General features: G+C 61.7%; 17 protein-coding genes, 4 pseudogenes and 1 CRISPR repeat array (1 of these 22 cut by a window edge). Of the genes and pseudogenes, 18 read left to right on the top strand and 3 right to left on the bottom strand.

Annotated elements, in window-relative coordinates:
• Positions 1-74 precede the first annotated feature (74 nt).
• From ACWHYQ_RS00960 to ACWHYQ_RS00915, 10 genes and pseudogenes are all read left to right on the top strand, one after another.
• Positions 75-1,280: a restriction endonuclease subunit S gene (locus tag ACWHYQ_RS00960; protein ID WP_447973911.1), complete on the top strand. Its 1,206-nt coding sequence runs from the start codon at positions 75-77 to the stop codon at positions 1,278-1,280.
• Positions 1,280-2,983, top strand: a complete 1,704-nt coding sequence (locus ACWHYQ_RS00955) for an ATP-dependent nuclease (RefSeq protein ID WP_447973910.1) — start codon at positions 1,280-1,282, stop codon at positions 2,981-2,983. The genes ACWHYQ_RS00960 and ACWHYQ_RS00955 overlap by 1 nt, the downstream gene beginning before the upstream one ends.
• A 138-nt stretch (positions 2,984-3,121) precedes the next feature.
• A complete protein-coding gene (locus tag ACWHYQ_RS00950; RefSeq protein WP_447972380.1) occupies positions 3,122-4,162 on the top strand; it encodes an IS630 family transposase in 1,041 nt (346 codons plus the stop codon).
• Between the two features lie 43 nt (positions 4,163-4,205).
• Positions 4,206-4,994, top strand: coding sequence for a hypothetical protein (locus tag ACWHYQ_RS00945; protein WP_447973909.1), 789 nt, complete (start codon positions 4,206-4,208; stop codon positions 4,992-4,994).
• Positions 4,985-7,769, top strand: a pseudogene (locus ACWHYQ_RS00940) (ATP-binding protein); the annotation flags it as partial. The gene ACWHYQ_RS00945 and the pseudogene ACWHYQ_RS00940, both read left to right, overlap by 10 nt.
• 406 nt (positions 7,770-8,175) lie before the next feature.
• Positions 8,176-8,490 (top strand): hypothetical protein, encoded by a 315-nt coding sequence (locus tag ACWHYQ_RS00935; RefSeq protein WP_447973908.1) that lies wholly within the window; start codon positions 8,176-8,178, stop codon positions 8,488-8,490.
• A gap of 208 nt (positions 8,491-8,698) precedes the next feature.
• The gene (locus ACWHYQ_RS00930; protein WP_447975498.1) at positions 8,699-9,769 is read left to right on the top strand and encodes an ISL3 family transposase; all 1,071 of its coding nucleotides are present in this window, start codon (positions 8,699-8,701) and stop codon (positions 9,767-9,769) included.
• Positions 9,661-10,047, top strand: a pseudogene (locus ACWHYQ_RS00925) (IS3 family transposase); the annotation flags it as partial. The gene ACWHYQ_RS00930 and the pseudogene ACWHYQ_RS00925, both read left to right, overlap by 109 nt.
• 22 nt (positions 10,048-10,069) lie before the next feature.
• A complete protein-coding gene (locus ACWHYQ_RS00920) occupies positions 10,070-10,675 on the top strand; it encodes a transposase (RefSeq protein WP_447973907.1) in 606 nt (201 codons plus the stop codon).
• 67 nt (positions 10,676-10,742) lie between these two features.
• Positions 10,743-11,000 (top strand): hypothetical protein, encoded by a 258-nt coding sequence (locus ACWHYQ_RS00915; protein WP_447973906.1) that lies wholly within the window; start codon positions 10,743-10,745, stop codon positions 10,998-11,000.
• Positions 11,001-12,538: 1,538 nt separating this feature from the next.
• Here the strand turns inward: ACWHYQ_RS00915 and ACWHYQ_RS00910 are convergent.
• On the bottom strand, positions 12,539-13,969 hold the full coding sequence (locus tag ACWHYQ_RS00910; RefSeq protein ID WP_447973018.1) for an IS1182 family transposase: 1,431 nt from the start codon (positions 13,967-13,969) through the stop codon (positions 12,539-12,541).
• Positions 13,970-14,078: 109 nt separating this feature from the next.
• Here ACWHYQ_RS00910 and ACWHYQ_RS00905 point away from each other — a divergent pair, with 109 nt between their 5' ends.
• The 6 genes and pseudogenes from ACWHYQ_RS00905 (at position 14,079) to ACWHYQ_RS00880 (ending at position 17,948) form a co-directional block, all read left to right on the top strand.
• Positions 14,079-14,225, top strand: a complete 147-nt coding sequence (locus ACWHYQ_RS00905; protein ID WP_447973905.1) for a hypothetical protein — start codon at positions 14,079-14,081, stop codon at positions 14,223-14,225.
• Between the two features lie 19 nt (positions 14,226-14,244).
• Positions 14,245-14,914: pseudogene (locus ACWHYQ_RS00900) on the top strand (c-type cytochrome).
• Positions 14,915-15,069: 155 nt separating this feature from the next.
• Positions 15,070-15,714 (top strand): hypothetical protein, encoded by a 645-nt coding sequence (locus tag ACWHYQ_RS00895; protein ID WP_447973904.1) that lies wholly within the window; start codon positions 15,070-15,072, stop codon positions 15,712-15,714.
• A 145-nt stretch (positions 15,715-15,859) separates the two neighbouring features.
• On the top strand, positions 15,860-16,819 hold the full coding sequence (locus ACWHYQ_RS00890) for a substrate-binding periplasmic protein (protein WP_447973903.1): 960 nt from the start codon (positions 15,860-15,862) through the stop codon (positions 16,817-16,819).
• A gap of 58 nt (positions 16,820-16,877) precedes the next feature.
• Positions 16,878-17,075: a hypothetical protein gene (locus ACWHYQ_RS00885; protein WP_447973902.1), complete on the top strand. Its 198-nt coding sequence runs from the start codon at positions 16,878-16,880 to the stop codon at positions 17,073-17,075.
• A gap of 39 nt (positions 17,076-17,114) precedes the next feature.
• Positions 17,115-17,948, top strand: coding sequence for an SHOCT domain-containing protein (locus ACWHYQ_RS00880; RefSeq protein WP_447973901.1), 834 nt, complete (start codon positions 17,115-17,117; stop codon positions 17,946-17,948).
• A 335-nt stretch (positions 17,949-18,283) separates the two neighbouring features.
• Here the strand turns inward: ACWHYQ_RS00880 and ACWHYQ_RS00875 are convergent, their stop codons facing one another.
• Together ACWHYQ_RS00875 and ACWHYQ_RS00870 are read right to left on the bottom strand one after the other, a co-directional pair.
• Positions 18,284-18,973, bottom strand: a complete 690-nt coding sequence (locus tag ACWHYQ_RS00875) for an HAD family hydrolase (RefSeq protein WP_447973900.1) — start codon at positions 18,971-18,973, stop codon at positions 18,284-18,286.
• 85 nt (positions 18,974-19,058) lie between these two features.
• Positions 19,059-19,397 (bottom strand): annotated as a pseudogene (locus tag ACWHYQ_RS00870) (phosphoketolase family protein); the annotation flags it as partial.
• A gap of 79 nt (positions 19,398-19,476) precedes the next feature.
• On the opposite strand from ACWHYQ_RS00870, the gene ACWHYQ_RS00865 reads away from it, so the two are divergent.
• Both ACWHYQ_RS00865 and ACWHYQ_RS00860 read left to right on the top strand, forming a co-directional pair.
• Positions 19,477-19,851: a transposase gene (locus ACWHYQ_RS00865; protein WP_447973899.1), complete on the top strand. Its 375-nt coding sequence runs from the start codon at positions 19,477-19,479 to the stop codon at positions 19,849-19,851.
• 21 nt (positions 19,852-19,872) lie between these two features.
• Positions 19,873-20,634: an IS3 family transposase gene (locus ACWHYQ_RS00860; RefSeq protein ID WP_447973898.1), complete on the top strand. Its 762-nt coding sequence runs from the start codon at positions 19,873-19,875 to the stop codon at positions 20,632-20,634.
• 94 nt (positions 20,635-20,728) lie between these two features.
• Positions 20,729-20,894: a CRISPR direct-repeat array (repeat unit 36 nt); it runs 158 nt beyond the window's last position.

Below are 20,894 nucleotides of genomic sequence, written 5' to 3'. Positions count from 1 at the left end.
CAGTTAGCCATGTCGCTAAAACCCAATTCCATTTCCGTCAGACGCAATGAGCCAGTTCCGGGGGACGGCACGCCATGACCACGAAATGGCCGATGGTGAGGCTGGGGGAGGTGCTGCGGCGGAGTGAGGAAACAACGGTTCTTGAACCTCATACCGAATATCGTGAGATCACAGTCAAGTTGTGGGGGAAGGGCGTTGTTGAGCGCAGAACAGTGCTGGGTTCAGAAATGGCTGGTGCCAGAAGATTTGTCGCGAGGGCTGGTCAGTTTGTCCTGTCACGAATCGACGCACGAAATGGCGCCATAGGACTTGTCCCGGAAGAACTGGATGGAACAATTGTCTCAAACGATTTCCCACTTTTCGCCGTTGACGTGACCAAGCTTTTACCGCCGTTTCTTGGCTGGATGAGCCGTACGCCAGAATTTGTAGACATGTGCAAGCAGGCGAGCGAAGGAACCACCAACCGTGTTCGCTTGCAGGAGGAGCGCTTTCTCGCTCTCGCAATCCCTCTCCCTCCACTCGCCGAACAGCGGCGGATCGTGGCGCGAATTGAAGCCCTCGCCGCCCAGATCGAAGAGGCGCGTGACCTCCGCCGTCAGGCGGTGGAGGAGACTGATGTTCTGGTTCAGACGATGGCACGTCGGGTTCTCTCGGGGGTCAACGCTCCCGTCACACAGCTTGATTCGTGGCTCGAACGAAATGGTGACGGGATCCAGACTGGCCCATTCGGGGAACAACTTGGCTCAGGGGATTTTATCGAATCAGGCGTTCCTGTCCTCACGATTGGAAATGTGCAGTACAGTGGACTCAGACTGGGCAATCTTAAGTACGTCTCCGAGGAAAAGGCGAGGCAGCTTGACCGCTACGCGATTGGAGCTGGGGATATCCTGTTTGCTCGAATGGGTACAGTGGGTCGTTGTTGCGTGGTGCCGCGCGAGTGCGAAGGGTGGCTGATTAATTATCACATAATCCGGGTAGCTCTCGACAAGTCTCGTGTAGAGCCTCGCTACGTGCATTGGACCATTCGAGCATCGTCAGAGGTTGAGGCGTACCTGGACGAGAAGATTAGGGGTGCGACCCGGCAGGGTGTCAACTCTGCGATTGTCGGCGGCATTCCATGTCGAGTCCCGCCGATGACCGAGCAACGCCGGATCGTAGCGTATCTGGACGATCTCCAAGCGAAGGTGGACAGCCTCAAGAAGACCCAGGCCGAAACCGCCGCCGAGCTCGACGCGCTCCTGCCTGCCATCCTCGACCGCGCCTTCAAGGGGGAGTTGTGATGCTGCCGAAACCTCCGCCGCCCGAAGCAGCACCGGTGGAAAAGGCGACCCGCCTTACTCGCCTGCGCGTTCGCAATTATCGCAGCCTTGCGGATGTGGATGTGCCGCTGGAATCCCTCAGCGCCTTTGTCGGGCCGAACGGATCCGGTAAAACCTCGCTGTTGCGCGCGCTGGATGTCGTTTTGGGCGAAGCGTGGCCGAGTATGCGAAGTTTCCGTATTCCCCAAGACTTCACCAACTTCGAGACAGATCGGGACATTGAAATTCGCGTGGAGTTCGACCCGCCCTATATCTATCGGGATAAGCACTCCACGGAGCACAAGGTCACCGCTCTACGGCTGACTTGCAAGCCGTACAAGAAGACCGGCAAGTGGGGCGAAGCGGGCGACCTGCACGCGGACCTCGAACCGCTCGACGACAAGGACCAGGTGCCGAACGTGGCGGTCGGCCAGCCGCAGAAGGGCCAGAAAACGCAGTTCAGCCCGCTCAGGGTGGGGACGGAGCTGCGCGACCACGCCCGCATCCTGTTCGTGGACCACCGGCGCAGCTTGGCCCAGCACCTGCCCAGCGTACGCGGATCGATCCTCGGTCGCCTTTTTCAGAAGGCGCGAAAGGAATTCTCGGCACAGCACGACTTCAAGGCCAAATACGAAGCGGCGATGGACACGCTGCGCACGGAACAGGTCAAGGAAATTGAAAAGACGGTCGCCGAGACGGCCAAACGGATGTTGGGCTTCCTCGGAAGCCAGGCAACGCAAGCCGTGGACATCGCGTTCGGGTTTGCAGACCCCGCCAACCCTTTCAACTCGCTCCGGCTGGAATATCGCGAGTCCGGATTGGCGGTCCCTGGCGAGGAACTGGGCCTGGGGATTCAAAGCGCCATGGTGGTCGGCATTTTCGAAGCTTTTCGGCAACTCGGCGGCGATTTCGGCACCATCGTCATCGAAGAGCCGGAAATGTACTTGCACCCGCAGGCCCAGCGCTACTTCTACGGGTTGCTGTGCGAGATGGCGGAGAAGAAACAGTGTCAAGTCATCTACTCGACGCACTCTCCCATATTTGCCGATGTCAACCGTTTTGAGGCGCTGAGAGTGGTTCGACGGAGCGGAGGACCGACGAGCGTGGCTTATGTTCAAGATCAGCAGCGAGCTGCGCTTGAGACAGCAAGGGACAATTTCAAACTCGGCAACCGCTTCGACGCGGCCCGGAACGAGGTGCTCTTTGCCAGCCGGGCGCTTCTGGTCGAAGGGTTTGGCGATCGTATTGCCGCGCTCATGCTTGCCGAAAAACTCGGCATCGATCCGGATGCCGAGGGACTCGCCGTCGTGGACTGCGGTGGGAAAGCAGGGATCGAACTCGTGGCGCGCGTCTGCCGGGCTCTTGAAATCCCTTTTGTCGTGCTCCACGACGCAGACGTCTGGCCAACGCAGAAGATCGCCGATCCCGCGAAACGCACCAAGCAGGAAGGGGAGAACAAGGCCGAGCAACAGATGAACCAGCGAATCAAAGAGGCAGCCGGGAAAGATGGCCCCGTCTTCGTCATCTCCCCAAGCCTGGAAGACGGGCTCAACATTAGCCGCGAGGCTCGCGATAAGCCGAGGAAGATCGCGGAAGCGATGGACAAGATTGATATACAGAAGCCCCCAACGCGGCTCGCTCCTCTGTTCGATGCGGTCAAGAAGCTGGTAAATGCCTCGAACTGATAAGCGATATGCTAGACCTCTGGGGCCAACCGACCAAACGAACCGCCGAATACTCCGTCTTCCACGATGAGAGCGAACCAAATATTAATAGGAGCATGAAATACTTGACATTTGACGGGCGATGGTTATCACGTGGCCATGCGTGCTCGAACCCGGGATGCGCGGCACCTGTCGCCCGAAGCTCAAGAAGTCTTGCGCGAGAAGGCCGTGGCCGCTGTCAAGCAGCAGGGGCGCTCCAAGGCCGAAGTCTGTCGGCTCTTGGGCATCAGTCGGCAAGCCCTGTACACCTGGTTGAAGCGCCATGCGCGGGGGGGCCGGCACCCGCTGAAAGCGCGACCCCGGGGCCGACCGCGCGGCGGCCAGCTCAAGGGCTGGCAAGCGGCCCAGGTCGTCCGCACCTTGACCCACTGCTGTCCGGAGCAGATGCACTTGCCGTTCTACTTGTGGACCCGCGAAGCGGTCGGCGAGCTGATCGCGCGCCGGTACGGGCTTCGGCTGTCGGTCTGGACCGTCGGTCGCTACCTGCGGGCCTGGGGCTTCACCCCGCAGAAGCCGCTGCGACGGGCCTACGAGCGGGACCCGAAGGCGGTGCGACGCTGGCTGGAGGTCGAGTACCCCCGAATTCGGGCAGCGGCCAAGCGCGCGGGGGCCCAGATCTACTGGGGTGATGAGATGGGGCTGCGCTCGGATCATCAGGCGGGGACCAGTTGGGGCAAGCGCGGCCAGACCCCGGTGATCCGTGGCCCCGGTCGGCGCTTTCGCTGCAACATGATCTCGGCCATCACCAATCGCGGCCGGTTGTACTTTATGGTGTTCCGGCATCGCTTCACCGCACGAGTCTTCCTCCGATTCTGCCACCGCTTGCTCCGGCACGTGAGGCATCCGGTCTTTCTGATTGTGGATGGGCATCCCGTGCATACCGCGGCTGTCACCCAGCGGTGGCTCCACCGTCACCGCGATCGGCTGCGTCTGTTCTTCCTGCCACCCTACAGCCCGGAACTGAATCCCGACGAATATCTGAACCAAGACGTCAAGACCAACGCGCTGGGCCGTCGGCCGCCCCAGGACGCAGATGAGCTGGCGGTCAACGTCCGTCGCTATCTTCGCAGCACCCAGCGCATGCCGGCCGTGGTGCAATCCTTCTTCCATCACCCTGCGGTCCGCTATGCGGCTGAGTGAAAGGCGTCAAGTATTTTGCGCTCCCGGTAATAAGCGCTGGCTCTTGATCGGCTTGCTTTTCGTTCAAACGCTGCACCTCGACGAAGTGCGCTCGGTCCTCCATTACTTCCGAAAGCGTGAACATTATTCCGGCGAAATTCACTTTTCCGCCTTGCCGGGAAGCTTCGGCGGTTCGTGGGGCGCGAAAGCGCGCGTGGCGCGGGAATGGCTACGATGCTTCCAGAACAACCTGAGCGACCGTGTCTGCTTCTCGGCCCTGGCGGTGGATCGCCACAGCCCGCGCCACGAACACAGGCGCTTCACCAAAGACTTCCATGCCTACAACCGCTTTACCGCGATGGCTCTCAAGGCAGGCATCGCCTGGCACCTCGGCCCTCGCAATCTGGATGACCTGACCATTCACTTCTTTTCCGACGCCAAGGACCGGGCAACCCGCCCGGATTGTGGATGGACCGACAACTTCGAGAGTTACCTGCCCTACCGTGCAGAGCTGGATGGGTTTCTCAGTCAACTGGATAGACGTCCGTACCCTTCGGTGAGTCTGGACCTGACGCTCCGCGACTCCACCGGCGAGGACCTGCTGCAACTCTGCGATCTGATCCTTGGCGCCACCCAGATGGTGTTGGTGGCCGGCTCTTCCCGTGCAACCAAGCAGGAACTCGGAGAAATGATCGTCCGCTGGTGCCGCGACCTGCAGCAGCCACCCTGGAACCAGCAATTCGGCCTACATCGAAAGTTCAACCTCTGGGCATTCCCGGACCAGCACGGCAGACCGTACAACCGCGTCGGGCTCGCTCTCACCGTCAACGATGGACAGATGAGGCTCCTTTAGCATTCCAATCTACGGCACAGAAGATGGAGCTCTTGCGCCTGCGCTTCGAGGAGCAGCGGAGGTCCGAGGCCCGCAAGGCCGCCGTCGCGCCCGTGGAAGGCAAGCCCGCGGGGAACCTCAAGCCCTGGCGCGAGATCGTGACGCCGCATCCCGATGTGGCCTCCGGGCGCTACCAGCAGGCCGAGTTCGCGGCCGACCTCTGGCAGGTCTACCTTGGAGAAGGATCGGACGAGTACAAGGATCCTGCCGAGTTCTTCCGCCGGACGTTCCTCACGGAAGGCCTCAAGCAGCTGCTCACCCGGGCCGTCGAGCGCCTTGCCAGTAACGGCGGCGACCCTGTGGTCGAACTTCAGACCAACTTCGGCGGGGGCAAGACGCACTCGATGCTCGCGCTGTATCACCTCTTCTCCGGCGCGAGCGCTTCGAGCTTGCCTGGGGTGGAAGACCTCTTGCGGGAACGCGGACTGACTCTGCCCAAGGGGGTCCGGCGGGCGGTGGTTGTCGGGACCAAGATCTCTCCCGGCCAGGCACACAAGAAACCCGACGGAACGGTCATCCGCACACTCTGGGGCGAGATCGCCTAGCAACTGGGCGGCAAGGAAGGCTACCAGCTCGTCAAGGAGGCCGACGAGACCGCCACGAATCCCGGCGACGCCTTGCGGGAACTCTTCAACCGCTACTCGCCCTGCCTGATCCTGATTGACGAATGGGTCGCCTACGCGCGCCAGCTTCACGACAACGGAGGCTTGGCGGGGGGCACCTTCGATACCCAGTTCACCTTTGCCCAGGCGCTGACCGAGGCCGCGAAGGCGGCGAAGAAGACGCTCCTGGTGGTCAGCATCCCCGCCTCCGAGAGCCCCAGCCCGCAGGAAGGGCGCGAGCGGATTTCCGACATCGAAGTGGGGGGCGAGCGGGGCCGGGCGGCGCTCGCGCGCTTGAAGAACGCCATCGGTCGCGTGGAGGCCTCCTGGCGGCCGGCCAGCCCTGACGAAGGGTTCGAGATTGTCCGCCGGCGCCTCTTCCAACCGATCACCGATCCGAAGCTCTTTGTCGAGCGGGACCAGGTGGCCAGAGCTTTCGTGGAGATGTATGGCACCCAGCCGCAGGATTTCCCCGGCGAGTGCCGCGAGGCAAGCTACGAGCGGCGGATCAAGTCCGCGTATCCCATCCGGAGTTGTTCGACCGTCTCTACAACGACTGGTCGACGCTGGAGAAGTTCCAGCGGACGCGCGGCGTTTTGCGTCTGATGGCCGCCGTCATCCACTCGCTCTGGGAGCGGCAGGATGGCAACTTGCTCATCATGCCCGCGAACGTACCCGTGGACGGCCCCCTCTCCTTGCCGCTCGCGCTCGACCGCGAGAACCCGAACCTCGGCCGCTATTCGGCCTGCCGGCGGGTGGCGCGGACGATTTACCTCGGCTCGGCGCCGACCCAGCGGGCCGCGAACCGCGGGATCGACGACCGGCAGGTGCGGCTGGGATGCGTCCAGCCGGGTGAGACCGCCGCCATTTTCGGTGACGCGCTTCGTCGTCTCACGGATCGCGCCACGTACCTCTACGTGGACGGCAGGCGATTCTGGTTCTCCACCCAGCCGACGGTGACTCGCTTGGCCGAGGATCGGGCCGCTCAGCTCCGCGAGGAAGACGTCCTCGCGCCGGAGCACCCGCACACCGGCCGGGACCCCGCGAGCCCCGCCCGCAGGGAAGCGGCCACCCTGCTCGATTCCCGAGGCACGAGTCCGAGAACCTACAAGAACACGTTGGTCTTCCTGGCGGCCGACGGCGGGCGGCTGAAGGACCTGGAACAGGCAACGCGACAGTACCTGGCGTGGCAATCCATCTGGGAAGAGCGCGAGTCCCTGAACCTCGATGCCTTCCAGTCCCGCCAGGCCGAAACCAAGTGCCGGACCGCCGACGAGACCGTCGAGGCGCGCATCCCGGAAGCCTATCAGTGGTTACTGGTTCCCACACAGCCCGACCCGAAAGGGCCGGTCGAATGGCAGGAGATCCGGCAGCAGGGCCAGGAGGCGCTCGCGGTTCGCGCCTCGAAGAAGCTCAAGAACGAGGAGCTGTTGCTGGTCCAGCTCGGCGGCCCGCGCTTGAGGCACGAACTCGACCGCGTTCCGCTCTGGCGCGGTGACCATGTGGGCACGAAACAGTTGGCCGAGGATTTCGCCACCTATCTCTATCTCCCCCGGTTGTCCGACGACTCCGTGCTGGCGGACGCCATCCGGGACGGCCTGTCCCGCCTGACGTGGCAGACGGACACCTTCGCCTACGCCGACCACTGGGACGAACAGAAGCGAACGTACGTCGGGTTGCAGACGGGGCCGGGCGTCCGGGTCACGCTCGACGAGCGCAGCCTCCTTGTGAAGCCAGAGGTCGCCCTCGCCCAAATGCAGGCGGAACGGGAACGCCAAGCGGAGACGCAGTCGCAGCCCGCTGGTGAATCCGGCGCCGCGACAAAGGTCCAAGAGCCGGGTGAAGGGCCACCCACCCCTCCGGTCTCCGCTCCTCCTCGTCGGTTCCACGCCACCGTGCTGTTAGACCCACCCGCATCGGGCGGGACGCAGGTCGCGTCGCGGAGGAAGTGGTCCAGCACCTGGCCGGGCTCGTGGGTTCCCGCGTCGAAGTGACGTTGGAGATTCGGGCGGATGTGCCCGACGGCGTGCCCGAGCCGATCGTGAGGATCGTCACGGAGCACTGTCGGGCCTTGAAGTTCAAGACCCATGGGTTCGAGCAGGAGTCAAGCGAGCCATTCTGCGCTTGGCGCTGAACACGACTGGGTATCTGGACTTCTCCTCGGGAAGACCTGGAGATATTCGGGAACATCCACTATTGCAGACCCCCAGCTTGCTGCGGGGTACTTTCCATGCCGGAACCTGTGTATCATTTTCGATATGACCCGCCTGTCCACCCCTCAGATTCCCGATCGCGGCAGGCGGCCGAGCCGACTCAGTCGGTGGCTTGCTGATAGAAAGATTGAGGAGGCTCGGCGCATGAAGCCTGAGGAGCGGCTCCAGATGGCCTTCGAGCTGTCCGACTTCTGTCTTGAGCTCACGCGCGCGTGTTCCGCCAAGCGCTGATTGAAACCCTGGACCGTCTCAACCGGGCCCGAGAACAGGGCCTCGTCCGGTCCTACGCGCTGGTCGGCGGCTTTGCCGTCTCAGCCTGGGGGGGTGGTGCGCGCCACGCGCGATATTGATCTGGCTGTCGCGATGGGGACCGCGAATCCCACCCTCCTCGCCTCCCGGCTGGAGGCCACGTACCAACCGGGCGATCCGGATGATCCCCTCCGCGGCGTGTTCCGGATGGAGATCCACGTTGGCGAACGGGCGATCCCCGTCCAGTTGATCGTGTTGCCGCAACAGTGGGCGGAGATGGTGTTTCGAGACGTGCCAACGGTGGCTGTCCTGGACTGTCAGGTCCCGGTGGTGAATTGGCAGGCGCTGGTGCTCTTGAAAGTCGGCTCTTCAGGAAATTGTGTGGGTAACTGAACCCTCTTGCGCTATGCTTGGCTCCTCGGAAGGAGGACCCGAGCGATGCGTGACTTCGAACGCTCTCAAGCCGTGCTGGGGCTGCAGGCCCCGTGGACCGTGGCCAACGTGGAACTGGATGTGAAGGGGCAGCCGGTGACCGTCACCGTGGAGGCGGGGCCGGGTCCCTCTCCCGGCCCGGAGTGTCGGGAGCCGGTCCCGGGCTACGATCGGAGGCGTCGCCGGTGGCGGCATCTGGAGTCCCTGCCAGTTCACGACGTGGATCCAGGCGGACCTCCCCCGCGTGAGCGGTCCGACCCATGGAGTCAGGCAGATCGCGGTGCCCTGGGCGGAGCCCGGCAGTCAGTTCACCGCCTGGTTCGAGCGCCTGGCCATTGAGCTGCTCCAGGAGTGTTCGGTGAAAGGGGCGGCCGGGCTGCTGCGCATCACGTGGGACGAGGCCTGGGGCATCACGGAACGAGCCGTCGCGCGGGGGCTCCGCCGTCGCACCCGGGACGTCGTCGCGCACCTGGGCGTCGACGAGAAGGCCATTGCCAAGGGGCATCGGTACCTCACGGTGGTGGCGGATCTGGAACGCAGCCGCGTCCGCTACCTGGCTGAGGACCGCAAGCAGGAGAGCTTGGATGGGTTCTGGGGCACGCTGACCCCGGAGCAACGGGAAGGGATTGCGGCCATCGCGATGGATATGTGGGAGCCCTACATCCAGTCGACCCGGGCTCACCTGGATGGGGCCGAGGCCAAACTCGTCTTCGACAAGTTCCATGTGGCCAAACATCTCCACGAGGCTGTGGACCGGGTCCGCCGCACAGAGCATCGGGCCCTGAAGCTAAGGGGCGATGACCGACTGACAGGGACCACGGACCTCTGGCTCATGCGTCCCAAGGACATGACGGCCGAGCAGCGGGCCACGTTCCGCCTCTGGCCGCGCAGCGACCTCACGGGGGCACGGGCCTGGACCCTCAAGGAGCGCTTCCGGCAGTTCTGGGACTATACCTACTGTGGTGCCGCCCAGCAGTGCTTTGCGCGCTGGTTCTGGCGCGCCACGCACAGTCGGCTGCGCCCAATGGCCGCCGTCGCCCACCTGATCCGGCGCCATCTTCCGAATGTGTTGACGTATCTGAGGCATCGGCTCACCAACGCGGGGCTGGAAGCGGTCAATGCCACGATCCAGTGGGTCAAGAAGACCGCCCGCGGCTTCCGCAACGTCGAGCACTTCAAGACCGCGATCTACTTCCATTGTGGAGGATTGGATCTCTATCCAACCCACACGAAAGCCTGAAGAGCCAAAAAAACGGACGAGTTGGTCGGGAGGCGGTGATCCTGGTGGACGCGTGGCGCGAGGCCGGGTGGTCGGCGGCGGCGGCCTGTCGGCTGATCGGGCTCAGCCGCAGCGGCTACTATGCCGCCCGGCACGAGCGGCCGGTCCAGGCGGCCGGGCCGAATCCCTCTGATGAGGCGCTGCTGGCGCGGATCCGGCCGATCAGCCAGGCCCATCCCTTCTGGGGCTACCGGCGCGTGTGGGCCTGGCTGCGGGATCGGGAGGGCCTCCCGGTCAACAAGAAGCGGGTGGACTCGGCTGATGCGGGAAGCGGGCTTGACCGTGAAACGGACGCGCCATGCGGCGACGCGGACGCCCAGGGCGAAGCCGAAGGCCACTCGGCCCCGGCAGTATTGGGGCATCGACATGACGAAGTTCCTGATCCCCACCCTGGGCTGGGCGTACCTGGTCGTGGTCCTGGACTGGTACACGAAGAAGATCGTCGGCTGGGACCTGGCTCTCCGCAGCCGCCGGCAGGAGTGGGAGGCCGCGCTGGCCCAGGCGGTCCAAGCCGCATGCCCGAACGGGGTCCGGGGAGCCGGCTTGAAGCTGGTCTCCGACAACGGGAGCCAGCCCACCGCGACTGGCTTCATGGCCGCCATGAGCGTCTTGGGGATCGAGCAGGTCTTCACCAGCTACGACAATCCCAAGGGCCATGCCGAGACAGAACGCCTGATGCGGACGATCAAAGAAGAGCTGCTCTGGCTGCGGGAGTTCACGAGCCTGGAGGACGCGCGGGCGGCGATCCGCCACTGGATCACGGTGGAGGACCACGAGCGCGACGTGCATTCGGCTCTGGGCTATCGGAGCCCGCGGGAGTTCGAGGCGATGCTCGGCGAGCAGGAGACGGCACAAGCGGCTGCGTAGGATGACTCACTCTCAGCACCAGAAAAAGTGTCTTGACAAACGGGGAGCATTAGATATCCACTCCCACATGAACGCTTATTGGGCGGGATTTCATCATCCGTATTTTGCGGTCACCGATGCGGAGGGCAAGTTCGAGATCAGCGGAGTGCCGCCCGGCAAGTACACCTTAGTGGGATGGCATGAGGGATACAAGATCGTCCGGATGGACGTGGCGCGACCGACCTATGATCATCCACACGTGATCCGGCAGGAAATTGAGGTGAAGCCAAAGGAAACGGTCGACGTCCACTTCGAGTTCCCTGTCCGGAAGGTCACGATCGAGTAGTCGCGCTCCCGACGATGCGCATCGAGGGGTGCCGCGCTTCCTCAGCCTGGCGCCACGTCGAAAAGGTTGCCCACGGAAGGAGGTTCTAGCTATGGATCCCAGCAAGAGAAAACTCTGCTACAGGAGTGTAATTGTCGGGCTGCTCGCGCTCTTCGCATTTGTCAGCTATGAATTGAGCGCGCTCGTCCCGAAGGCGAATGCCATTCCGGCCTTCGCGCGCAAGTACAACTTCGCTTGTAATGTGTGCCATGTTCCCGGATTCCCGAAACTCAATGACTTCGGCAATCTCTTTCGCGATCAGGGCTATCAACTGGGCACAGATGGCGACCTCCCCACGTATGAAGGTATCACGATGGGATTCTGGCCGGTCTCGTTCCGGACCACGATCGGCTACCAAGCGGCGAACGTTCGGGCGGGTGGGCAGGCCTTGGCGAGCAGCGGATTCGGCTTCACCGGGCTGGATATTTTGAGTTTCGGCACCCTGCACCGGAACATTGCGTTCGGCGTGGTCTATACGCCCGGTTTAAAGGAGGCCGGGTTCGGGACCGAATCCAGCCTGACAGACAACAATCTGGAATCCGCCTTCGTGCGGCTGATGAACCTCGAGCGGTTCCTGGGTGGCTCGAACAACACCTATTGGTTGAATATGAAGGTGGGCAAGTTTGAGTTGGATGTGCCATTCAGCGAAAAGCGGAGCCCGACGCTCAACACCCCGTTTGTGATGTATCACTACATCTCGGGGACGCCCTATCAGGGGGGACCACTCGGGGGACTTTCGACGAGGGCCTATGCCAATGCAAACGCCTTGGGAATCGGGGACAACCAGCCGGGGCTTGAGCTGAGCGGGATTATCAAGACTGATCCGACCGGCGGCTATCTTCGGTATTCCGCGTCGATCCTCACCACGAACGGAGGATCTTTCTCCAATGACTCAGGAGGGTTCGGCCGCAGCGCCTATTTCTATGGGCATGTGACGCAATCCTTCGGTGGCTACGGCATCGTAACCGGCCAACGGATCGGCGCGTTCGTGGTAGCAGGGACTGCCCCGACGCGCTGTCCGGCATCCGCTGGCGGAGGGACTGTGACGACAGGCTGTCCTGTGCCAGGGACCGCGACCCAGGGGGAACCTTTCACCAGGGTCGGAGCAGACATGAGCCTCACCTTTGACGGCCAGTGGAATCTATTCGGTGCCTTTATGCATGCGGTCGACAGCAGCAATCTGATCAGCACGCAAGCGCCAGGCGGTTTGAATGCGCAAGGGCTCCCGAATTTTCAGAACGCTTCATGGAACGGGGCCTTTGTACAGTTGGATTGGTATCCGACAGTCATGCCCATCATTAACTCACCCGGTTGGCTCCTCTCCTATCGGTATGACCTGATCCGGAACAGCCGGCAGGGAGATCCCGCATTTGCGAAGTCCTATGAGCCTGTTGCTCAAACTCATGATCGAGCCCTCTGGTCACCAGACATTGATTCGCTTCGCTCCCATGTGGGCTTCTCGCTGCCGAGACCGCGAGGGAGCGTGGCCTTTGAGAGAGTCATCCCCTTGTCTTCTTTCCGCTTCCCCGGCCAAGCCGTCGCGGTTCGCTGCCCCTGCGCCGACCGGTCCAGGCCGCCTTCCCACTCCGCCAGAGCTTCAACAAGTTATGCGTGGCGCAGAGCAGCTTCCACTCGCCGTCACAGGCTTGGCGGCCACGGCGCATGAAGCGATCACAGCCACGGGTGCTCTTGATCTGGCCGAATACCGGCTCCACCGTCTGGCCGCGCTGCGTGTACAGACGACGTCCGCGCTGCGTCAGCAGCGTGCGCTCCATGCGGTCGCGGGCCGTCAGCCCCTTCGGACAGCGGCCTCGTGGCGGTGGCTGCTCCCGCAGCGCCTTGCGCTGTTTCCAATCTTGGTTCGGCGCGATCAGCAACTCAGGTCCGGCGGGATCGGCCTCCGTCAGGTTGGCCTCGCTGCAATAGCCGGCATCTGCCAGGGCGGTCTTGATGGCCTGCGGGTGCTCGATGGCCTGCAGATTCTCCTGCGCCTGCGTCAGCATCGGATGCAGTTGCCGGACATCGTTCGCCTCCTGCGTGACGGCGGCCGCCACGATGATCTGCGCCTCCGTCACGACCGCTTGGGCATTGTAGCCTTGCACGTACCCGGCCTGGGTCTTCATGATGCGACTGTCCGGGTCTGTCACGTTCGCCTTGGCCGTGGCATCCGCTGCCGCTTCGGCCGCCTTCGGCTTGCGGCCCCGCTTCTTCTGCCCGGTGGCGGCTTCCTCGGCCTGGCGGGCCTCAAGCTTGGCCTGCTGCTGCGCGGTCGCCTCGGCCGCCGCCTGCGTCAACCGTGCCTGGCACGCCTTCAACCGGGCCAGTCGGCTCCGCCGATCCCGCAACGCCTCCGGCAGTTCGTCGCCCCGCTGCTCCGGTCCGTACAGCCGATCCTCGGCGGCATCGGTGGCCTGAGCCTCGGTCAGCATCCGCGTCACCTCCGCCGCAATCGTCTCGGCGGTCCGATTCGCTGCCAGCGCCGCGTCGGCCTTGATCTTCGTGCCATCCAGGGCCACCACCCCGACCTTCACCAACCCCGCCGCCGCACACAGCGTCAGCACCTGCGTAAACAGGGCGGCCAACGCGGCCTCATGGGTCTGCCGGAATCGGGCGATCGTGGTGTGATCGGGCCGCTGATTGGCCGCGAGCACCCGAAAGGCCACATCCCGCTCGCACAGCCGTTCGATCCGGCGGCTGGAGCGCTCCCCCAGGCAGTACGCATACAGCAGCAGCGCCACCATCATGGCCGGCTCGTAGGCCGCTTGGCCCCAGCCATCGGCTCGGTACGTCCGCTCGATCTTCGTCAGATCCATCTGGGCCACCGCATCCAGGATGAACCAGGCCAGATCGCCCTCCGGCAGCCAATCCTGCAACGCCGGCGGCATCAGATACAGTTGCTCGCGCTCACACGGCAGAAAGTTGTAGCCCATCGCATCCTCCCTTCGGTCATGACTCGGGAAGACAGTATACATATAATTGCCTAGGTGTCAAGGGGTTTGTGCAACAGGCTCCTATAACGATGTGGATTCCCACACGGCCATGATCCGCTACTACATTCACCAGTCTGCGCGAACCGATCTGGCGGTGCACGCCGAATACAACTGGTACAAGGACAAGGGAGTGGGAGTTAACGGCGAGAATTGGTACGGGCAAACCACACTCGTCGGCCTTGATTTTGCCTTCTGAGAATCAAACCACAAGGAAGATGGTCGACCTCGAACAAAAGGAGATGGATATGAACACGGTTCGAAGGGGGGCGCTGTTCATCGGCATCCTGCTCGCCATTACTGCACCGGGTGTCTCCGAGGCGCAAGAGCCACGCGAAGGAGTCCCGAAAGAACCGGAGGTGGCGGTCCAGAAGAAGACGCAGAGGAATGGCCAACAGCCAAAAGTTGCGATTGAGCAAGCGATTCAGGCTGCCGTCGATCACGTGCCTGGGCGAGTGCATGAATTGGACGTTGTGCACAAGAAAGGCAAGCTGGTTTGGGAAGTGGAAGTCATTACCTCCGAAGGAGCCCACGTCCTCGTTGACGTGGATGGTATGACAGGAGCCGTCACGCACTCGGAAGAGAAATCCATTGAGAAGTTTGCCGGCGATCCTATCAAGGGCAAGGTGGTCTTTGAGAAGCACTGTTTGAGCTGTCATGGGTCAGACGGCAAAGGGACGGGACCAATGGGGCCATTGCTGACTCCGCCAGCGGCCGACTATACCTCTGAGTCGAGCAGGGGCTAAATCGGATGCGGAACTGCTTCACACGATCCAGGAAGGTCGGTCAGGGACGGCAATGCGTAGCTTCAAGAGATGGCTGTCCAAACAAGAGATGCGGGACGTACTGGCCTACGTGCGTGTGTTGAGCCGCGGACCGGACAAATAGGCAATCGAGAACCAATGATAGTTCATCCGTCAGCCTGCATGTAAGGACTGAACCTTGGCCCTGAGCACAACTCCTCGGCAGAAAAAGGAGTGAGCACAAGTGAAAGGGATTTGCCAAGCCGGACCAGACTCGTCGGGTTCGACTGGCCATTCGAAATGGACAACACAGTAAGCGAACAAGGGCGGTCGGGATCTGTCCTGCCTTATTCGATCTGGCTCGCGGTGCCGCTGGCGGGATTCTTCTCCCTGCTCCTCCCGATGACTGCGACAGGGCAGGAGAGGAGGCTCGAAGTCCTCCCGATGCGACCGTTCAACGTCGACATCGCACTACGCCAAACCTTCACCCCGAATGGTCGAGAGGTTGGTCTGCAAGCGGGTTTCACAGCCCTCAGCTTCGGAAATTTCGAGGTAGGTGCGACCTATCAGTACTTCGGATTTGCCTCGAAAGAGCTGAAAGCTGATCTCCATTCGGTTTATCTGAATCCACGGTGGAACAACTTTCTCGACATCCTTGATTTTCCCAGCGGGATGCCGATCAACCGGCTGCTCCGACATCTGCTCTTCGGTCCTCTCGAAGATCGGGCAGTTCCCTTTGTGGGCTTAATAGGTGGAGCGGTCCTCGCGGGACCGGGGAAACGAGTGCCGACTTATCTGTACGGAGCAGATGTCGGGGTCCGCTTTCCGGTCGGACACAGCATCACATTGGAGTTGACACTCGGGTACTTCGTCTATGGAGTCGATTTCGAGGGACAAGGGGGAAACGAGCGGCAATTGCTCTTCACCACCGGGTTTTTCTTCTGAGCCAATCGGAAGGAAGGAGTTGTCACACATCGCGCAAGAGTTGGGCGCTCGTGGAGTAGCACGCATGGGCAGAACGGGAAGCCGGGCGTGGGCGTCCATTTTCACACTCGTGATGGGGTGCCTGCTTCAAGGATGTGGCTTGCCCATGGATGCTGCCCAACTTGTCCGGTCGGTGGTCCCCGATCTGCCAGATGAGCTCGATGTGATCTGTCGGCACCGGCGGTTGCAGGTTGGAATTGCAGTCGAAGCGTTTCCACCGTTTGTCTTCCCAGTGATCTGGAACGACCAGGGTCCCTGGGTGACCGGCCTGGACATCGAGCTAGTCCAAGAGATCACCAGGGCCTTGTCCAGACACTGCGGAGATCCCCCGGTGATTGCAGTTCCGCACATGGTTCATTTCCGGGATCTGTTCAGGCTGTTAACCGAGGGACAGCTGGACTTGTTCGTATCGGCGGTGTCTTACAACGTGCCACACCTCACAGCGTCTGGCCTTGGATATTCCACCCCCTATTATTATGATGCGGGCATCACCGGGATCACGCGGCGGCCGGAGGTGGTTGAGCAGGTGCGCGCCGCTCTTTCTCGGCCAGTGGAAGGCGGGGACTCCCTCGTTGCACGCAAGGGGGCGCTAACTGGGTTGATCGTAGCGGTACAAGAGGGGAGATCGCCTCACCTGTACGCAGAAGCCAATCTTAAAGGCATTCGCCTTCTGCTGTGCGATACCCTGGCCGCAGCTCTGCAATTTCGTGATCCTGCCGTTGATGTCATTCTGGGAACACAACCGATCTTGGACTATATCTTGAGGAGGGAGCGGAGGATGAAGAATTGGCAGCCGCTCGTCCTGGAGAACGGACAGCCGTTCTTGCTGAACCGCGAACTCTTTACGGTGGTCATGTCCGAGAACAGCTTTCGTCTGCAGTGGCTCGTCAACGATGTGCTGTTTCAGCTCGAGGAATCCGGTCGGATGGCAGCCATGCGCCGCCGCTGGCTTGAAGAAGACTATGTTTTTTACGAGCGTGCCACCAGTGAGGGCCTTCTCTCTGACATGCCCCGATCCCTCAATCCCTATGTGAGAGGGCGATGCCACTGGGCACAACAGCATTAGCGCAGGACCATCGTTCGTTCCAGAGTACCGGGGTGAATTAACGAAGGAGGTGGCCATCATGATTTTGTACACTGCTGCCGCCGTATTGGGATTTATGGCGACGTTGCCCGGCGATGCATTCTTCTGGATGGTCGATACTGTGCAGATGATGCAGAAAGAAGAAGTGTGTCGACCGGCTGACCAGACGTTGAGAGACTATCTCGTCAAAGGCTACTGGACGGAAGCACCCTGGCGCCCTGCGTGCAAGGAGGAATAAGTGGTACGACGGTATCGAGAAGGCGCGGGGAGGAAAGTTGTGTTCCTCCTCTCGTTCTGCCTGATAGGGCTGCTTGCGCAAGCCTGCCAGAGTTCCACGCCTCCCACTCGAATGGGCTGCGGCTTGTGCGAGGACCATGACCGTATCGTCAGGTTACAAGCTGCCCCTCATCCAAGCGGGCACCTGGCCTTCACGCATCCCTTCCTCTTGAGTCCTGAGGACTGGAAAGTCATTCTAAGGAGCATCCGCGTCCAGCGGCGGAACGAGGGGTTTCTCTTCTTCACGACCAAGGGGGCAGTGGAACAGGCTTTCTCGGACGACGAGACTGAGTATCTTGGCGCAACGCTCAGCCGGGTTTTCGCGCAAGCGCGTCCGGATGAGAAGGTCATCTTTGCCTTGAGCCGACATCCGTCGGATGTCATGACGGAGGTCACGACAGGCGGATGGTTCGTGAATGGGGAGTTCCTGCATTTTGTCTTGGCCAATTATCGGTTCGCGGTCACCATGCCGGGTGTCCGCGAGCTGTTGTGGCAAGATCCACTGCGGACCGAAGCCGGCCCCTTTTATGAGTTTGCCCCCGGCGAGCACCAAACCGTCGCGGAAGAGCAGGGCTCCTCCCGTCGGCTCTTTTTCACAACTCTGCCCTCGCTCACCATCGCCTACAAGCCGCTGCTGCTCGGTGAGCCCGCATTCTTACCCGCTGCGCGGAGTGCTCCCGCTGGTAGCGACTCGTCTTCTTCGCCGAACCGAACGTCACCGGCAAAGCTATCTCTTGAGGAACAGTTGCAGACCCTCAAGCGATTGAAGAATCAGGGACTGATCACGGATGAAGAATACCGCACTAAGAAAAAACAAGTGCTGGATCAATTCTGACCGCGAAATCACAGCGACCAATTACTGGGGCACTGGCTGCTCCATCTGTGAGGCTGTCGGCATTCCTGAATCAGTTCGACGGAAGCGTTGAGCGGCGGGACCACTTCAGACCAACGTGAGCCAGTATGTGCCTACAACCGCGACGGACAACTAGAAGCAGGGTGTGACCAAGTTGAATGTCCTCGCCGCAGTGTATTTCTATACCGCGGCAACACTCAGATTCGCTCACTTGGTGTCCTGGAATGACACAGATGAGTCATTGGGACGCAGTGCTAGCTTCAGCATTATTGTAGAGACGGCTGTGGCCTCTGTGAGCCAATGGAGTAGTGACCGGATCAGAGGAATTTCGCTCTTGGAACCTGCAGTAATTCTTGTAGCTCATAGCTCAGCAAGTCACCGATACACTCGATGTTCAGGTCTGCCGGCGGAAAGCGGGCCAATGTCTGGGGATCTCGCGCATAGTGCCCTTGACGCGGAAACACGGTGGTCACCCGGGATCGCCAGCGGGTCTTGATCGCAGCGAGAATCCGAAGCTTGTCGTCGACCACCACGTAGTGATCGGCTGGGTAGCGACGTTCGACGTCGTCCAGCTCCTGCTCCTTGTGAATATACAAGAGCACGTTTTCATCGACGATCTCGTACAACCCCGATTGCTCAATCTTCCGTGGCTGGAAGACGACATCGCCATCTGAAAGAATGACCACCTTTCCCCATTGTTTGAGATGTGTGATGACGTCGAGCGTGCCGGGAAACAAGCGATCGGCGAAGGGGTAGTTCACCAGGAACCGAGATACAGTCAAGAGGTGCGGATCGCGAGGGTGTTCCATGCGATAACGCTGCAGCGCACCCAGGTAGTCGGCATACCCCAGTTCAGCTCGCAACTGCTCGAAGATGGTCCAATACAATTGCCCCCGGTCATGGCCGACTTCCTGCTTCAGATGGTCTTTCAGATCTGCCGTGACCCGATCGTTATCCAGCAGCGTATTGTCCACATCCAGCAGGAAGACAACGGTCGGCGATCCCATGCAACCTCCTTATACTCGAACGATCAGGCGATCGTTTTGAGGTCGCCTCGAGGGGTCCTCTTGATCGGCGTACGAGCCCGCTGGCTTAGGCATTCCGGCTCCATGTCCACGTGCGAATCTCGGGCATGTCTTCCCCGTATTCGGCAATGTAGTGCTTGTGCTCGATCAGCTTGTCCCGCATCGCCTGCTGGACATAGGCGGCGCGGGACCCCAGCTTGGGCACGCGGTCGATCACGTCCGAAACCAGATGGAATCGATCGATGTCGTTCAAGACGGCCATATCAAACGGGGTGGTGGTCGTACCCTCTTCTTTGTAGCCTCGCACGTGGAGGTTCTTGTGGTTGGTGCGGCGGTGCGTCAATCGATGAATCAGCCAGGGATAGCCGTGAAATGCGAAGATGATGGGTGTGTCCACGGTGAAGATATACTGCTCCCCTGAAGGAGTGGACACTTTGGAGAGTGAGTGGTAAGGGATTGGATCACTCAACGAGGAGGTGTCCAACATGAAGGGGCGTCACTGGACTGCGGAAGAGCAACGGGCCATTGTCCTGGAAGGAATCAAAGGGGCCAAGCCGGTCGCGGAGATCTGTCGGGAGCACCAGATGGCCCAGACCCAATCCGACCAGTGGCGGGATCGCTTCCTGGAAGGGGGCAAGCGGGCCTTGACCAACGGACTCCCTGCGAGTGAGGAGGCTCTCAAGCGGGAGATCGAGAAGCTCCAGCGGCTCATCGGCAAGCAAGCCGTGGCCATTGAGCTGGTAAAACAAACGGACGAGTTGGTCGGGAGGCGGGTGATCCTGGTGGACGCGTTGCGCGAGGCCGGGTGGTCGGCGGCGGCGGCCTGTCGGCTGATCGGGCTCAGCCGCAGCGGCTCCTAGGCCGCCCGGCACGAGCGGCCGGTGCCGACGGCGGGGCCGAATCCCGCCGATGAGGCGCTCCTGGCGCGGATCCGCCCGATCACGGAAGCTCATCCCTTCTGGGGCTACCGGCGCGTGTGGGCCTGGCTGCGGTATCGGGAGGGCCTCCCGGTCAACAAGAAGCGGGTGTATCGGCTGATGCGGGAAGCGGGCTTGACCGTGAAACGGACGCGCCATGCGGCGACCCGGACGCCGAGGGCGAAGCCGACGGCCACGCGTCCCCGGCAGTTCTGGGGGATCGACATGACGACGTGCCTGATCCCGGCGCTGGGTTGGGCGTACCTGGTCGTGGTCCTGGACTGGTACACGAAGAAGATCGTCGGCTGGGACCTGGCTCTCCGCAGCCGCCGGCAGGAGTGGGAGGCCGCGCTGGCCCAGGCGGTCCAAGCCGAATTCCCGAACGGGGTCCGGGGAGCCGGCTTGAAGCTGGTCTCCGACAACAGGAGCCAGCCCACCGCGACTGGCTTCATGGCCGCCATGAGCGTCTTGGGGATCGAGCAGGTCTTCACCAGCGACGACAATCCCAAGGGCAATGCCGAGACAGAACGCCTGATGCGGACGATCAAAGAAGAGCTGCTCTGGCTGCGGGCGTGCACGAGCCTGGAGGACGCGCGGGCGGCGATCCGCCACTGGATCACGGTGGAGTACAACGAGCGCGACGTGCATTCGGCTCTGGGCTATCGGAGCCCGCGGGAGTTCGAGGCGATGCTCGGCGAGCAGGAGACGGCACAAGCGGCTGCGTAGGATGACTCACTCTCAGCACCAGGAAAAGTGTCTTGACAAACGGGGAGCATTACAGAAGGCGAGGCTGGACAACTGGTTGTGGTCGCTGGCCGATCGGTGAAAGGACAAGAACAATCGGAAGGAAGAGAAGGTACTTAGTGACCCTCGGCCATGCCGTCACCCTGCTCTGGTGAAAGGACAAAAACAATCGGAAGGAAGAGAAGGTGGCGAGCGGCTGGGGGACCCAACAGCGGATGCGGTGGGTGAAAGGACAAGAACAA

This window comes from Nitrospira sp. Kam-Ns4a, from assembly GCF_965152595.1.
This window is presented reverse-complemented; position numbering and strand designations above follow the sequence as displayed.